15 protein-coding genes are annotated in these 15136 nt (G+C 68.0%); 7 read left to right on the forward strand and 8 right to left on the reverse strand.

Going from position 1 to position 15136, the window contains the following annotated elements:
- Positions 1-304: 304 nt before the first annotated feature.
- From AB9K35_RS18695 to AB9K35_RS18715, 5 genes are read right to left on the reverse strand one after another with little or no spacing between them, the layout of a single operon-like run.
- Complete coding sequence (locus tag AB9K35_RS18695; RefSeq protein ID WP_369928429.1) at positions 305-580, reverse strand: hypothetical protein; 276 nt, start codon at positions 578-580, stop codon at positions 305-307.
- Positions 577-1182, reverse strand: a complete 606-nt coding sequence (gene plsY / locus AB9K35_RS18700) for a glycerol-3-phosphate 1-O-acyltransferase PlsY (RefSeq protein WP_222456353.1) — start codon at positions 1180-1182, stop codon at positions 577-579. Before plsY ends, AB9K35_RS18695 begins: the two co-directional genes overlap by 4 nt.
- Positions 1182-2489: a dihydroorotase gene (gene pyrC, locus AB9K35_RS18705; protein ID WP_369928432.1), complete on the reverse strand. Its 1308-nt coding sequence runs from the start codon at positions 2487-2489 to the stop codon at positions 1182-1184. Before pyrC ends, plsY begins: the two co-directional genes overlap by 1 nt.
- 40 nt (positions 2490-2529) lie before the next feature.
- Positions 2530-3063: a hypothetical protein gene (locus AB9K35_RS18710; protein WP_369928434.1), complete on the reverse strand. Its 534-nt coding sequence runs from the start codon at positions 3061-3063 to the stop codon at positions 2530-2532.
- A 4-nt stretch (positions 3064-3067) separates the two neighbouring features.
- Entirely contained in the window at positions 3068-4018 is a 951-nt protein-coding gene (locus AB9K35_RS18715; RefSeq protein WP_369928436.1) for an aspartate carbamoyltransferase catalytic subunit, read from the reverse strand.
- Between the two features lie 206 nt (positions 4019-4224).
- Between AB9K35_RS18715 and AB9K35_RS18720 the strand changes: the two genes are divergently transcribed.
- The 6 genes from AB9K35_RS18720 (at position 4225) to AB9K35_RS18745 (ending at position 11763) form a co-directional block, all read left to right on the forward strand.
- On the forward strand, positions 4225-4989 hold the full coding sequence (locus tag AB9K35_RS18720) for a uracil-DNA glycosylase (protein ID WP_222456349.1): 765 nt from the start codon (positions 4225-4227) through the stop codon (positions 4987-4989).
- Between the two features lie 15 nt (positions 4990-5004).
- The gene (locus tag AB9K35_RS18725) at positions 5005-5604 is read left to right on the forward strand and encodes a metallophosphoesterase family protein (RefSeq protein ID WP_369928438.1); all 600 of its coding nucleotides are present in this window, start codon (positions 5005-5007) and stop codon (positions 5602-5604) included.
- A complete protein-coding gene (locus AB9K35_RS18730; RefSeq protein ID WP_369928440.1) occupies positions 5601-6221 on the forward strand; it encodes a LysE family translocator in 621 nt (206 codons plus the stop codon). The genes AB9K35_RS18725 and AB9K35_RS18730 overlap by 4 nt, the downstream gene beginning before the upstream one ends.
- 5 nt (positions 6222-6226) lie before the next feature.
- Positions 6227-6769 carry a molybdenum cofactor biosynthesis protein B gene (gene moaB, locus AB9K35_RS18735; RefSeq protein WP_369928442.1) on the forward strand — a complete coding sequence of 181 codons (543 nt, stop codon included), beginning with the start codon at positions 6227-6229 and terminating at the stop codon, positions 6767-6769.
- A gap of 129 nt (positions 6770-6898) precedes the next feature.
- Entirely contained in the window at positions 6899-8362 is a 1464-nt protein-coding gene (locus AB9K35_RS18740) for an efflux RND transporter periplasmic adaptor subunit (RefSeq protein ID WP_369928445.1), read from the forward strand.
- A gap of 5 nt (positions 8363-8367) precedes the next feature.
- Positions 8368-11763, forward strand: a complete 3396-nt coding sequence (locus AB9K35_RS18745; protein WP_369928447.1) for an efflux RND transporter permease subunit — start codon at positions 8368-8370, stop codon at positions 11761-11763.
- On the opposite strand, the gene AB9K35_RS18750 is transcribed toward AB9K35_RS18745, so the two are convergent.
- Together AB9K35_RS18750 and AB9K35_RS18755 are read right to left on the reverse strand one after the other, a co-directional pair.
- The gene (locus AB9K35_RS18750; protein WP_369928449.1) at positions 11712-12239 is read right to left on the reverse strand and encodes an NUDIX hydrolase; all 528 of its coding nucleotides are present in this window, start codon (positions 12237-12239) and stop codon (positions 11712-11714) included. The genes AB9K35_RS18745 and AB9K35_RS18750 overlap by 52 nt on opposite strands.
- 8 nt (positions 12240-12247) lie before the next feature.
- The gene (locus AB9K35_RS18755) at positions 12248-13078 is read right to left on the reverse strand and encodes a protein-disulfide reductase DsbD domain-containing protein (RefSeq protein ID WP_369928451.1); all 831 of its coding nucleotides are present in this window, start codon (positions 13076-13078) and stop codon (positions 12248-12250) included.
- A gap of 168 nt (positions 13079-13246) precedes the next feature.
- On the opposite strand from AB9K35_RS18755, the gene AB9K35_RS18760 reads away from it, so the two are divergent.
- Positions 13247-13804: a YqgE/AlgH family protein gene (locus tag AB9K35_RS18760; protein ID WP_369928453.1), complete on the forward strand. Its 558-nt coding sequence runs from the start codon at positions 13247-13249 to the stop codon at positions 13802-13804.
- Between the two features lie 293 nt (positions 13805-14097).
- Here the strand turns inward: AB9K35_RS18760 and AB9K35_RS18765 are convergent, their stop codons facing one another.
- Positions 14098-15060 carry an L-threonylcarbamoyladenylate synthase gene (locus AB9K35_RS18765; RefSeq protein WP_369928455.1) on the reverse strand — a complete coding sequence of 321 codons (963 nt, stop codon included), beginning with the start codon at positions 15058-15060 and terminating at the stop codon, positions 14098-14100.
- Positions 15061-15136: the final 76 nt, after the last annotated feature.

The raw sequence follows: 15136 nt of genomic DNA on the forward strand, positions 1-15136 counted from the left end.
CCAGAGGGTCACATGTTCTGTTGTTCGTGCCGCGCATCAGTGCGGGTCACGCAACCGAAGTGGGGCATCGGGCGATCACGTTCAAAACAACTCAAATTGTCTGTGCAGCGGCGCGGCTGGCCTGTGCGCCCCTGCGCACACGCGGGCGTGAAGGCAGGGAGATCGCGGTTCAAGAACTCGTTGGTACGGCCCCCGGATCGGCGAGGTGAACCGCGTCAAGCGGGGGCAGCCAGCGGTGCTCCATGTGCTGAGGCCCAGCAGAGAGGTGCAGGGCATTTGGGCCAGTCGCCGTGCGGGGCGCGGCTCAGCCCGTGACGCGCAGGGCGAGGACGAAGCGGATCACCTTTTGCTCCGGCATCTCGCAGGGCTTCAGCCGCGCGCCGCTGGCCAGCCGGTAGAGGTTCAGGCTGATGTAATCCTTGCCGCCCAGCTCATGCGCGACCAGTTTCTGCGCTTTGCCATCGGCCATATCCTGACGGCTGACCCGGTATCTGCGGCCCTCGGCGGTGCCGGTGAAACTTCCTGGCGGCAGGGCGTCAAAGGCGGCAAGGAATGCCGCCAGCCCGCCGCCGGGGGTCATTTCTGGCCGATTTTCGGCTCGGTTCCGGTGCGCAGCCGGGTGATGTTGGCGGAATGGCGGATGAACACCACCGCCGCCAGCACCGCCGCCAGCAGTGCCACCGACTGATAGCCCAGCAGGATCGACCAGACCACCGCAAGCGCCGCCGCAACCAGCGCGCTGAGCGAGGAAATCCGGCTGATCAGCGCGGTCGCCAGCCAGCTCAGGCAGCAGGCCACGCCCACCGGCCAGGCCAGCGCCAGCATCAGGCCCAGGAAGGTGGCCACGCCCTTGCCGCCCTTGAACCCCAGCCAGACCGGGAAACAATGGCCAAGAAAGGCGGCAAGCCCCGCGGCCTGCGCCGCATCCTCGCCCGCCAGCGCCCGCGCCAGCAGCACCGCGGCCGCGCCCTTGCCGCCGTCCAGCAGCAAGGTCAGCGCCGCCGCCGTCTTGCTGCCGGTGCGCAGCACATTGGTGGTGCCGATATTGCCGGAGCCGATCTGGCGCAGGTTGCCGAGGCCGAACAGCCGGGTGACCACCATGCCGAACGGCACCGAGCCAAGGCCGTAGCCGATCAGCGCCCACAGCAGCAGCGTGGCGGCAGAGCTTTCGATAACGGGCATCAGTCCCTCCGGTAGACGGCTTCACCCGCCACAAATGTTGCCTCGACGCGGCCCTGCATGCGCTGGCCGTCATAAGGGGTGTTCTGCGATTTCGAACGCAGTTTGAACCGGTCCAGCACAAACGGCACATCGGCGTCGAACAGCACCAGATCGGCAGGCGCGTCGACGGCCAGGCGGCCGCTGTCCAGCCCCAGCCGCCTGGCCGGGTTCAGGGCCATTGCGCGGAACAGGGTTGGCAGATCCAGCAGCTCGGCATGGTACAGCCGCAGCGCGGCCGGCAGCAGGGTTTCCAGCGCCACCGCCCCGGCGGCGGCTTCCTCGAACGGCAGGCGCTTGCTTTCCTCGTCCTGCGGCGTGTGCATCGAGGAAATGATGTCGATCAGCCCCGTGCGCACCGCTTCGACCACCGCCAGCCGGTCGTCCTCGGCGCGCAGCGGGGGCTTTACCTTGAAGAAGCTGCGGTAGCCCGCCACGTCCAGCTCGTTCAGCGTCAGATGGTGGATCGAGGTGCCCGCGGTGATGTCCAGCCCGTTGGCCTTTGCGCGCTCCAGCGCGGGCAGGGCGCGGGCGGTGGTGATCTGGTCGGCGTGGTACTTCGCGCCGGTCATCTCCAGCAGGGCGATGTCGCGGTCCAGCCCCATGCGTTCGGCCATCGGCGACACCGCGGGCAGGCCATACAGCGCGGCGAACTTGCCGCTGGTGGCAGCGGCGCCGCGGCTCAGCACCGGCTCCTGCGGGTGGGCAATCACCAGCGCCCCGCAAGAGCGCGCATAGGCCAGCGCCCGCTGGAATACCTTGGTGTCGGTGACCACGTGGTCGCAGTCGGAAAAAGCCACCGCGCCGGCATCCATCAGAAAGCCGATCTCGGTCATCTCGCGCCCCTCGCGCCCCTTTGTCAGGGCGGCCATCGGCAGCACGTTCACCGGCGTGTCGGCCTGGGCGCGGCGGGTGACGAACTCCAGCGTCTCCGGGCTGTCGATCGCGGGGGCGGTGTCGGGCCGGGTGACGATGGTGGTGACCCCGCCCGCCGCCGCCGCGAGGCCCGCGGTCTTGTAGCTTTCCTTGTGCCGCTCGCCCGGCTCGCAGACCTTGACGCCGATATCCACGATCCCCGGCGCCAGGCACCTGCCGCCGCAGTCCTGCACGGTCACGTCTTCGGCGCGCAGGCCCTGCGCCGCCAGCAGCGCCGCCGGGTCAGAGGCCGCATCGACCGCGGCGATGCGGCCGTTGCGGACCAGCAGCTGGCCCGGCGCATCGGTGCCGCCTTCGGGATTAATCAGGCGGGCATTGGTGAAGAGAGTGGTCATGTGCGTACCTTGACTGAATTTCTGGAGATCCGGTGCGCCGTCACGTCGCCAGCGCCCAGACCAGGAGGGCGATCAGGATCATTCCGATTGCGAAAAGCGTTGCGCCGATGCGCTGCGCCTTGGCGCGGGCTTCGCGCGGCGGCAGCGGCGGGGCCGAGTTGGGCTTGGCGCTCTCGGCGGTCAGCGGGGCGCCGCTCCAGTCGGTGGCGCGCTCGCCGTAGCTGCCGATCAGGGTGATCTGGCTGGCCGGTGTCAGCCGGGTTTCGCGCCCGTCAAAGGCGCGGGAGCGGATCAGCAGCACATGGCCCTCCAGCGCGTCCAGCCTGTCACGGTCGGCCTCGATCTGCTCGGACGGCACCCCCAGCCCTTCGCGCAGGTAGCCTGCGAGGCCGATGTCCTCCAGGTCGCTGACCGGGAAGATCTCCACCTGCTCCAGGTCGATGTTTTCAATTCCCAGCACCTGCGCCAGCGCGCCGGGCTCCTTGAGGAACATCGCCTGCTCGGGGCGCATGTCCAGCGCAAACAGCCGCACGACGCCGCGCTCGCCTGCCGGGATATGGATTACGTCGGTCATGAGGTCACCCCGCTTTTGCCTGGCGCTCCGCCCGCAGGTTGCGCGCCAGAAGGTCCATTGCCGCCATCCGCACCGCAACGCCCATTTCCACCTGCTCCTGGATGACCGAGCGGTTGATGTCATCGGCGAGCGTGCCGTCAATCTCCACGCCGCGGTTCATCGGGCCGGGGTGCATGACGATGGCATCGGGCTTGGCCAGCGCCAGCTTCTCGGCGTCGAGGCCATAGCGGTGGTAGTACTCGCGCTCGGAGGGGATGAAGCCGCCGTCCATCCGCTCTTTCTGCAACCGCAGCATCATCACCACGTCAACGTCCTTCAGACCTTCGCGCATGTCGTCATAGATCTCGGCGCCGAACTCGGCGAACTGGCCGGGCACCAGCGTCGGCGGGCCGATCAGGCGGATGCGGTTTTCCATCTTGCCCAGCAGGATCAGGTTCGACCGCGCCACGCGGGAATGCGCAATGTCGCCGCAGATCGCGATGTTCAGCCGGTGCAGACGGCCCTTCGAGCGGCGGATGGTCAGCGCGTCCAGCAGCGCCTGTGTCGGGTGCTCATGCTTGCCGTCGCCGGCGTTCAGCACCGCGCAGTTCACCTTCTGCGCCAACAGATCCACCGCACCGGAATGCGGATGCCGCACCACCAAAAGATCCGGGTGCATCGCGTTCAGCGTCATCGCGGTGTCGATCAGCGTCTCGCCCTTCTTGATCGAGGAGGCCTGCATCGCCATGTTCATCACATCCGCGCCCAGCCGTTTTCCCGCCAGTTCGAATGAGGCTTGGGTGCGGGTGGAATTCTCGAAGAACATGTTGATCTGGGTCAGCCCCGCCAGCACGTCGGAGTGCTTTTCCGGGCGGCGGTTCAGCGCCACGTATTCGTCGGCAAGATCGAGAATCGCGGTGATTTCGTGCGGCTTCAGCGGCTCGATGCCAAGCAGGTGGCGGTGTTCAAAGGACATGGGGGCGGCTCCGCGTGATTTGCGGCTTGTTATAGGCGGGGCGGCTGCGTGCGGCAAGCGCTGCGGCAGTTTGCGCCGCGCGCGCAGGCGAGGGGCCGGCCCCTCGCGCTCCCCGGAGTATTTCCAAAAAGGTGAAGGGGTTGAAAGTTGGGGTGAGGGGGCCGAGAGGTGTTCCGCTCGGGGGCGGGGCGGAGTAGCTTGGGCCTATGGAATCGGCATTGGATTACTGGAGCGCCCGGGCGCTGTTGGAGTGGCAGGTGGAGCTTGGCGCCACCGATGCCCTGTGCGAGGCGCCAGTGGATCGCTATGCGCTGGAGGACCCGGCGCCGAAGCCCAAGCCCGGGGCGGCCCCGGCGCCACCGCCCAAGCCCAAGGAGGTCGACCCGGTCGAGGAGGCGCGCAAGGCGGCGCGCGCTGCCGACAGCCTGGCCGCCCTGCGCGCGGCGATGGAGGCCTTCAGCCATTGCGAATTGAAACTCGGCGCCCGCAACCTGGTTTTTTCTGCTGGTGCGCCGGGGGCGCGGGTGATGCTTATAGGGGATGCGCCCAACCGCGAGGAGGATCGTTCGGGCCTGCCGTTCGCGGGGCAGGCGGGGGCGCTTCTGGAACGGATGCTGGCGGCCATTGATCTTGAACGTGACGCCCAGGTCTACATGACCAATGTGCTTCCATGGCGCCCGCCTCAGGGGCGCGACCCGACGGCTGCGGAGATCGCCATGCTGACACCGTTCCTGGAGCGGCATGTGGCGCTGGCGGAGCCGGAGGTGCTGGTGCTGATGGGCAATGTCGCCTGTCAGGCGGTGCTTGGCAAACGGGGGCTGTCCCGGCTGCGTGGCAAGTGGGAGCAGGCGTGGGGCAAGCCCGTCGTGCCCATGTACCATCCGGCCGACCTGTTGCGCCAGCCACGTCAGAAGCGGCTGGCATGGGCGGATCTGCTGGCGCTTCGCGCCCGGCTGGATGCCGTCAGCTGATCTCGGGGGGAGCCGATGAAGATCCTCGCCTTTTCCGACCTGCACCTGTCGGCGCCGCACGCCTCGGCGCTGGTGGCGGCCAGCGCCGAGGCGGATCTGGTGATCGGAGCCGGAGATTTCTGCAACATGCGGCGGGGGCTCGACCGGGCGGCGGCCATGCTGGCGGACCTGCAGGCACCGATGGTGGCTGTGCCCGGAAATGGCGAAAGCGCCGAGGAGCTGCGCGCTGCGGGCTTTGCCGCGACAACGGTTCTGCATGGTGAGGGGACAAAGAGCGCAGTACTGCGCCTGTTCGGCCTTGGATATGGCGTGCCGCAAACGCCCTTTGGCAGCTGGTCCTGCGATCTGAGCGAGGCAGAGGCCGACGCGATGCTGGCGGGCTGCGACACCGCCGATATCCTGATAACGCACTCCCCGCCCAAGGGGGTTGCCGATGTGACATCCGGCGGGATTTCGGTGGGTTCCACCGCGATCCGCGCCGCTGCTGAGCGGATTCAGCCGCAATTGCTGTTGTGCGGCCACGTGCATGATTGCTGGGGGCAACGCGGCAGGATCGGAAAAACGCAGGTGGTCAACCTCGGCCCCGGCGTGATGTGGTTCGAGGTGGAAAGATGATCGATCTTTTGACATTGCTGGCCTTCATTCCGGCGGCGCTGGCGCTGAATCTCACCCCCGGGGCGGACATGATGTTTTGCCTCGGCCAGGGGTTGCGCTCGGGGCGTGGTGCTGCGGTGGCGGCCAGTGCTGGCATCACCGCCGGGTGCATGGTGCATGTGGTGCTGGCGGGACTGGGGCTCGGGGCCGTGGTGGCCGCGCTGCCGGGGCTGTTCGACGTGATCCGCTGGGTCGGTGTCGGCTACCTTCTGTATCTGGCCTGGGGCGCGTGGCGCGGCCGACAGGTGGCCGCGGACGGAGTGCCGGTGCCCGCGGCGCGGGCGTTCCGGGCGGGGTTCATCGTGAACCTGACGAACCCCAAGGTGATCCTCTTCGTGCTGGCCTTCATCCCGCAGTTCGTGGTGCCCGAAGCCGGGCCGGTGTTCGGCCAGTTCCTGATCTACGGCGCGGTGCTGTCGCTGGGCGGTTTCATCATCAACGGGCTGGTCGGTCTTTTTGCCGGGCAGGCCGGGCGCAAGCTGACGGGTTCGCCGGTCTTTGCCCGCTGGCTCGGCGGGGTGTCGGGAACGATTTTTGCAGCGCTGGCGGTACGGCTGGCCATCATGGAAAAGGTGTGACGCTCATGTCCCGGATCGACGAAACGCGGGAGTTCATCCCGGTACGCATCGCCGTGCTGACGGTCTCCGACAGCCGCCGACTGGAGGACGACCGCTCCGGCCAGGTGCTGGTGGACCGGCTGCGCGACGCAGGCCATGTGCTGGCGGATCGCAAGATCATCCCGGATGAGCGCGCGGAGATCGCGGCGCAGCTGCGTGCCTGGGTGGCTGACCCCAAGGTTGATGTGGTGATTTCGACCGGCGGCACCGGTCTGACCGGGCGCGATGTCACGGTCGAGGCGCATCGCGACGTTTACGAAAAGGAGATCGAGGCCTTCGGCACCGTCTTCACCATCGTCTCGATGCAGAAGATCGGCACCAGCGCGGTGCAGTCGCGTGCCACGGGCGGCGTCGCGGGGGGCACCTATCTGTTTGCGCTGCCCGGCAGCCCCGGCGCCTGCAAGGACGGCTGGGACGAGATCCTCTGCAAACAGCTCGATTACCGGCACCGGCCCTGCAATTTCGTGGAAATAATGCCCAGATTGGACGAACATCTGCGTCGGAAATGACGGTGGCTTGCGTGTAAGCTCGAAAACCCCTGCGCAAAACGGTATGTTTGCAAGCGGGTTCAAGGCGTTCGCGCCCAGGCACAGCAATGCGGCGGCCCCGGAAGCAACCGCCACCGGAAGGATTTGAAGATGCGCTTTTTGCGGCAGAGTGTGACAGGCCTTTTGCTGGTGGCGGTGACGGCGGCCCTGCTGATCTTTGCCGCGCAGCTGATTGTTGACGCGGTGCAATCGCGGCTGGGGGCCGAACGCACCGCGCCACCGGCGCGCGAGCGGGTGTTCGCGGTGAATGTCGTCACCGCGCAGATGCAGACCGTGGCCCCGGAGCTGACCGCCTTTGGCCGTATCGAGAGCCGCCGGACGCTCGAGCTGCGCACCGCCACCTCGGGGCGGGTGGTGCAGTTGGCGGAGGGCTTCGTCGAAGGCGGCAGCGTGCGCGCGGGCGAAGTGCTGGTGCAGATTGACCCGGCGGACGCGCAGGCCGCCTTGGACCGCGCCGAGGCCGACATGATGGACGCCCGCGCCGAGGAACGCGACGCCGGCCGGGCGCTGATCCTGGCGCAGGACGAGCTGCAGGCGGCGCAGGATCAGGCGCAACTGCGCGAGCGGGCGTTCCAGCGTCAGCAGGATCTGCAGGCACGTGGCGTCGGCACCGCCGCCACCGTTGAAACCGCCGAGCTGGCGGCGGTGCAGGCCCGCCAGGCGGTGATCTCGCGCCGTCAGGCCGTCAGCCAGGCCGAGGCCCGCGCCGACCAGGCCGCCACCCGGGTGGCGCGCGCCGAGATCGCGCTGGACGAGGCCCGCCGCGACCTTGAGGATACCACCATCACCGCCGGTTTCAGCGGTACCCTGCAGGGCGTCAACCTGGTGCAGGGGCGGCTGGTGTCGGCCAATGAAAAACTGGCCGAACTCGTCGACCCAGACCTGCTCGAGGTCGCCTTTCGTGTGTCTACCGCGCAATATGCCCGGCTGCTGGATGCCGAGGGGCGGGTGCTGACAGCGCCGGTGCGGGTGACGCTGGATGCCGCCGGTGCCGGGCTCAGCGCCACAGGTCGGATCACGCGCGCCAGCGGCGCGGCGGGCGATGGGCAGACCGGGCGACTGATCTACGCCGAACTCGACGCCGCGCCGGGGTTCAAACCGGGTGATTTCGTCACCGTGCGGGTGACCGAGCCGGAAGTCGCGGGCGTGGCCCGCGTCCCGGCTTCGGCGCTGGGCGCGGATGGCAGCGTGCTGGTGCTGGATGCCGACAACCGGCTGGAGGCATTGCCGGTGGAGCTGGTGCGCCGCCAGGGCGACGACGTGCTGATCCGCGGGGCCGGTCTCGCCGGGCGCGCGGTGGTCACCGGGCGCACGCCGCTGCTTGGGGCGGGCATCAAGGTCCGCCCGCTGCGCCAGGGCGCCGAGGCGCAGGCGCGTCCGGACCTGCCGGATCTGATCGAACTCAGCGACGAGCGCCGCGCCCGGCTGGTGGCCTTTGTCGAGGCCAGTGGCACGATGCCGTCGGAGGAAAAGCAGCAGATGCTGCAGAAACTGGCCGCGGCACGGGTGCCAGCGGGGCTTGTCAGCCGCATTGAATCGCGGATGGGAGGCTGATCCCGATGGTCCGCGATCTGCCGCACACCGCCCGCGGGCTGTTCAGCTACTTCACCCGCCATCGCACCGCCGCCAACCTGATGCTGGTGCTGATGCTGGTGCTGGGGGGCATGGCGATCCCCAACATGCGGGCGCAGTTCTTTCCCGATGTGATCGTCGAAAGCGTCACCGTCTCCGTGGAATGGGAAGGGGCAGGCCCGGAGGATGTCGACAGCGCCATCGTGCAGGTGCTGGAACCGGTGCTGCTCGCGGTGGACGGGGTCGAGGAAACCACCTCCACCTCGCGCGAGGGCAGCGCCACGCTGACGCTGGAATTCGAGCCGGGCACCGATATGGGGCAGGCTGCCGATGACGTGCAATCTGCCGTGGATGGCGTCACCACGCTGCCGGAGGAGGCCGAGGAGCCCAGCGTGCGCCGGGGCGCCTGGCGAGATCGGGTGACAGACGTGGTGATCTCCGGCCCGGTGGCGCCGGGGCAGCTGGGGCAGTTCGCCGATGAGCTGGTCGTGCGCCTGTTCGAGGCCGGGGTGACCCGCACCACCATCCGCGGCGTGGCGGCGCCCGAAACCATCGTCGAGGTGCCCACCGCCAGCCTGATTACCCATGACATCACCATGCGCGAAATCGCCGATGCCATCGCCGCCGAGGTCGATGCCGACCCGGCAGGCGACATCAGCGGCGCCAATGCCCGGGTCCGCACCGGCAGCGAGAAACGCAAACCCGATCAGCTGGCGTCCATCGTGCTGCGCACCAATGCCGATGGCTCGGTGCTGACTGTTGGCGGTGTGGCGCAGCTACGGGTCGAAGGTGTCGACCGCAACCGCTCCTACTTTGTCGGTGACAATCCGGCGATGTCGATCCGTGTCGACCGCTCGGACCAGGGCAATGCGATCCGCTTGCAGGCGCAGGTGCAGGAGGTGGTGGACCAGTTGCAGGCCAGCCTGCCGCAGGGGGTAACCGCCGAGCTGATCCGCACCCGGGCGCAGGCGATCACTGACCGGTTGGATATCCTGGTCGACAACGGGTTGGCGGGGCTGGGGCTGGTGATGTGCCTGCTGTTCCTGTTCCTGAACACCCGCATCGCCTTCTGGGTTGCGGCAGGGATCCCGGCGGCGATGTTTGCCGCCGTGGCGCTGATGTATGCCGCGGGCATCACCATCAACATGATCAGCCTCTTTGGTCTCATCATCACGCTGGGGATCGTGGTGGATGATGCCATCGTGGTGGGGGAGCATGCTGACTTCCGCGTGCGCCGCCTGGGCGAAAGCCCGGTCGAGGCCGCCGAGAACGCCGCCCGCCGCATGGCGATGCCGGTTTTTGCGGCGACACTGACCACCATCATTGCCTTCTTTGGCCTGGTGTCGGTGGGGGGGCGCTTTGGTGAGCTGATCCGCGACATCCCCTTCACCGTCATCGCGGTGCTGGCGGCCTCGCTGGTGGAATGTTTCCTGATCCTGCCCAACCACCTCGCCCATGCGCTGACCCACGCGCAGGCGCGGCACTGGTACGACTGGCCCAACCGGATGGTGAACCGCGGCTTTCGCTGGCTGCGCGACCATGGCTTCCGCCCGCTGATGGCGCTGGTGGTGCGGGCGCGCTACGCGGTGCTGGCGGGGGCACTGGCGGTGCTGGCGAGCCAGGCGGCCCTGTTCATCAACGGCGACGTGAAATGGCGCTTCTTCAATGCGCCGGAACGCGGGTCCGTCACCGGCAATTTCGCCATGGTCGAGGGCGCCACTCGTGCCGACTCGCTGGCGATGATGCAGGAGATGCAGCGCGCGACCGAGGCGCTGGGCGCCGAGTATGAGGCGCGGTATGGCCGCAATCCGCTGGCCTTCGTGATGGCCGAGGTCGGCGGGAACAGCGGGCGTGGGCTGTCCGGCGTCGAAGCCAAGGAAGCCGATCTCCTTGGCGGCATCTCGATCGAGCTGATCGAGGCTGACCTGCGCCCTTATTCCAGCTTTGCCTTCGTTGCGGAACTGCAGGAGCGAGTGGTGCGCCACCCGCTGGTCGAGACAGTCTCCTTCCGCGGCTGGCGTTCCGGGCCGGGGGGGGACGCGCTGGACGTTCAGTTTTCCGGCGCTGACGTGCAGGTGCTGAAAAACGCTTCCGAGGATCTGAAGACCGCGCTGCTGCGCTTCCCCGAGGTATCCGCGGTCGAGGACAACCTCGCCTATGACAAGGAAGAGCTGATCCTGGACCTGACCCCGCAGGGGCAGGCGCTCAACTTTACCATCGGCAGCCTGGGTCAGGCGCTGCGGGCGCGGCTGAACGGGATCGAGGCCGCGACCTACCCGGATGGGCCGCGCAGCGCCACCATTAGGGTCGAGCTGCCGGAGGGCGAGCTCACCGCTGATTTCCTGGAACGCACCCTGATGCGCGCCCCCAGCGGCATTTACGTGCCCCTCGCTGACATCGTCTCGGTCGAGCGGCGCAGCGGATTTTCCACCGTGCGGCGCGAAAACGGCGTGCGGGTGATCAGTGTGACCGGTGACATCTCCGAGGATGACCCCGCCCGCGCCGAGGCGGTGATGCAGGCGCTGCAGCAGGAAATCCTGCCGCAGATCGCCAGTGAACGGCAGGTGGACTGGCGGCTGTCCGGTCTGGCCGAGCAGGAACAGACCTTCCTGCAGGAGGCAGGCACCGGGCTGGTGCTGTGCCTGACCGGCATCTACCTAGTGCTGTCCTGGATCTTTGCCAGCTGGACCCGGCCGCTGGTGGTGATGGCGATCATCCCCTTCGGCCTGGTGGGGACCATCTGGGGCCACTACATGTGGGAGGTGCCGCTGAGCATGTTCACGGTGGTCGGGCTTCTCGGCATGACCGGCATCATCATCAATGATTCCATCGTGCTGGTGACGACCATCGACGAATACGCCAGGGACCGCGGGCTGATTCCCTCGATCATCGACGCGGCGGCGGACCGGCTGCGCCCGGTGATGTTGACCACGATGACCACGGTGCTGGGGCTGGCGCCCTTGTTGTTCGAGCGCTCGCAGCAGGCGCAGTTCCTGAAACCCACGGTGATTACCCTGGTCTACGGTCTGGGCTTCGGCATGTTCCTCGTGCTTCTCGTGGTGCCTGCCCTGGTGGCGGTGCAGCGCGATCTCAGCCGACCGGTGACCTCCTTCCGGCGCGCCCTGCGACGCGGTGCCGGGCGGCTACGCTGGCTGATTACGGGGGCTGCGATGGTGCAACTGGGCTGGCTGGTTCTGGCGCTGGGCTGGCCGATGGCCACCGGTGCGCTGCATCCGGCCCTGCGGTCGCTGCCATCGCTGGCAGCGATGGAGCCGGTGCGGGCGGGGCTGCTGGCCTTTGTCCTCGGGGCGCTGGTTCTGGCGCTGCTGACCTACCTTGTCGGCGGGTTGGCGTTGCGGGCCAGCTCGCGCCAGCGCGCCTGAACTGCCAGCGCGACTTCCGGCACCTGGTCCAGAAGTTGCAGCCCGCGGGTGGCGATCTCTGCCACCGGGATCCATTCGGCCTGCTTGGCGTCATCTTCCGGTGCCGGGGTGCCGTGCAGATATTCGCAGAGCACCACGCACAGCAGGTATTGCTGCTGTGCTGCGCCGTCCGCGTCCCGGGCAATCACGTCAATGTTGGTCAGGTATTCGACTGGCCGCGCTTGGACGCCGGTTTCCTCCAGAAGCTCCCGGGCCGCCGCCTCCAGCGCGGTTTCTCCCAATTCCACGTGCCCGCCCGGAAAGCCCCACCAGCCCGCGTTGGGCGCTTTGCCGCGCTGCACCAGGATGACGTGATCCTGCCCGTCAATCCGGTGGCACACCACTGCGATGGCCCCCAGAACCGGGCGTTTCACGACTGGATCGGGCAGGGGCTCGGGGGTTGCGTCCACGGTGGGCAGGGACTTGGCCTCGGGCATGCGTCGACTCATCCGGCGTCACAGCCGCGGATGTCCACCGCGTGGTCGCGGCCCAGCACCGTGATCCGAAGTTTCGAGCGATCGATGGCATAGGCGCGGCCCTCGGCAGGCAGAAATTCTGTCTGTGCGATCAGCCGGTTGCCCTCGCGCCGCGTCTTGGTTTCCCCGGCGTGCAGGGTGGGGCTGCCGGGTTCGATCACCGCGATCTCCTCGCCACCGGCCGAGGGCATGGTGATGCGGGCGGTGACCTGCATGCCGTATTTGGTGGGGCGCAGGCTGCAGGTGGCGGCGCGCACGCCCGCCTCGCTGGCCGACCAGGGGCGGCTGGCCAGGGCGGCGGCTATCGCCGGGTGGCGCGGCGCGCCCGGATCAAGCTGGTGGTCAAAGCGCACGTCTGCGGGCACGCAGACATCCTTGCAGACACCCAGTTCCATCCGCCCCTTCAGGCGCACCGGCTTGCCCGGGGTCTGTGGCGTCACCTCAACCGGCAGCACCAGCTGGTCGTGATAGCCGATGGTGCGAAAGCCAGAGGTCAGGAAAATCTCGGGCGTCGGCCAGGTGAAGGCGACCGCGCCGAGGTTGCGCGCACCCCGCCAGGAGAAGGTCGGCGGAATGCCCGCATCGCCTGGCGCCCGCCAGTAGGTTTTCCAGCCCGGCTGCAAGGTGATCCGCAGTGCCGCCTGCAGCGTGCCGCGCGCGGTGGTGCCGCCGTCCAGCACCTCGACCCGCACGATTTCCCCGGTTCCGGCGCGCGCGGTGGCACCAAGGCCAAAGAGGCCGCAGGCCAGCGCAGCGGCCACTGCCAGCGCGGTTGCGACGGATGAAAGTCGTTGTCTCATGCCCGGATACATGCGCCGCGCGGCGGGGTTTGCCAAGTCACGTTGCAGTCATCGTGCTGTGTTTGCGGCAATTTTGCCGGAGAGTTGGCGGCCGCGCGCCGATGCGCCCCTTGCGTGCCGGCGGGCTGGGCGGCATGGTGGGAGAACGCAGCAGAAAGATGGACGGTCATGGATCTTACTGGCAAGCTCTTGATTGCAATGCCCGGAATTGGCGACCCCCGGTTCGAACATTCGGTGATCTTCCTGTGCTCGCATGGGGAAGAAGGTGCCATGGGGCTGATCGTCAACAAGCCAGCCGATGGTGTGGTATTGGGCGATCTGCTGGAACAGCTCGAGATGGGGGGCGAGGCCAGCTCTGCCGCCACGCTGCCGGTGCGCTTTGGTGGTCCGGTCGAGACCCAGCGCGGCTTCGTGCTGCACTCGCCGGATTACGAATCAGACGTCAGCTCGTTGAAGGTGTCTGGCGGCTTCTCGATGACCGCGACGCTGGACGTGCTGGAAGATATCGCCCAAGGCAAGGGACCGCGCGACCTTCTGGTCTTGTTGGGATACGCCGGCTGGGGACCGGGACAGCTGGAGTCGGAAATCGCCATGAATGGCTGGCTGACGGCCGAGGCGAGCCCCGAGCTGGTCTTTACCCTGGCGGATGACAGCAAATGGGGCGCGGCGCTGAAGACGCTGGGCGTTGATCCGCTGAACCTGTCGGCCAGCGCAGGTCATGCCTGACCGCGGTCGCCGCAGGCGCATCCGGAGCGTCTTTCACCCAAAACGCCGATTGGCCCGGTTTGCGGGCCGGACCCCGACAGAAACACGGGCTCCCGCCCTTTGACCCAGTCATCAGAGATGACCGGGCAAAGGTTGGGCCCGGCGCCGTGCTGCGCACGGCGCTCCCATCCCAGTCCGAGAGGGGCCGGGTGAATTGAGAGCGGGCAGGCGGCGGTTTCGCCTGTTGTCCTGGCCTGTGGCCTCCGCCAATGATCGCGGCTACCGGGATCCAGTCGCGCCTGCGCGCCGTCTATTCAGTCTCGTGGTGCGGCGGCACGGCGCAGGCGGTCGTTGATGGCCGCGCCCAGTCCGTGATCCGGGATCGGTGCCACCGCGATGGGCTGTCCCAGCGCATCCAGCCGGTGCAGATGGCCAAACAGGTTGGCCGCGGCCTCGGCCAGATCACCGGTTTCCGACAGGTTGAGGTCGCAGGTCTGCGCATTGCCCATGGGGCCAAAGCCCAGATACAGCTCGCCCGGGGCCGCGGTGCTGGCGTTCAGGCGCACCGAGGCGCCGGGGGCGTAATGCGACAGCAGCTGGCCCGGCGCGGTCAGCGGGTCGTGAACGTTGCGCATCACCAGTTTCCGGCCCAGCACCGCTTCGATCTCCTCCGCCGCCAGCCCGCCGGGCCGCAACAGCATCGGCTCTGGCCCGGCGAGGCCGATGATGGTGGATTCCAGCCCGACGCCGCAGGCACCGTCATCGAGGATGGCGGCGATGCGGCCGCCCAGTCCTCCGGCAACATGCGCCGCGGTGGTCGGGCTGATCCGGCCGGAGGGATTGGCCGAAGGCGCCGCAACCGGCCCGTCCAGTGCCTGCAACAGGGCCTGACCAGCCGGATGCGCAGGCACGCGCAGCCCCAGCGTTTCCAGACCTGCCGTCACCAGCGGTGAAATCCCGTGCCCGTCGCGCAGCGGCAGAACCAATGTCAGCGGCCCCGGCCAGAAGGCCTGCGCCAGCCGCTCGGCCAGGTCATTCCAGCGCACGTAACGCTGCGCGGCCTCGGCGGAATGCACATGGGCGATCAGCGGGTTGAAGCTGGGCCGCCCCTTGGCCTCATAGATCGCGGCCACGGCCTGCCCCTGCCGCGCATCCGCGCCGAGCCCATAGACCGTTTCGGTGGGGAAGGCGACCAGCGCGCCCTGGCGCAGCAGCTCGGTTGCGCGGGCGAAGCCGGGGCCGTCGGCGGCAAGAATTTCGGTGCTCAACTGGGGCATTGCGTGTGACGCGGCGTTTTGGTTGCTTGAAACGGGGGGGCGGGTAGGTAATCGATCAAGCCCCAGACCTTAATGG

Origin of the sequence: Leisingera sp. XS_AS12, assembly GCF_041224635.1 — a bacterium.
Lineage (GTDB): Bacteria > Pseudomonadota > Alphaproteobacteria > Rhodobacterales > Rhodobacteraceae > Leisingera.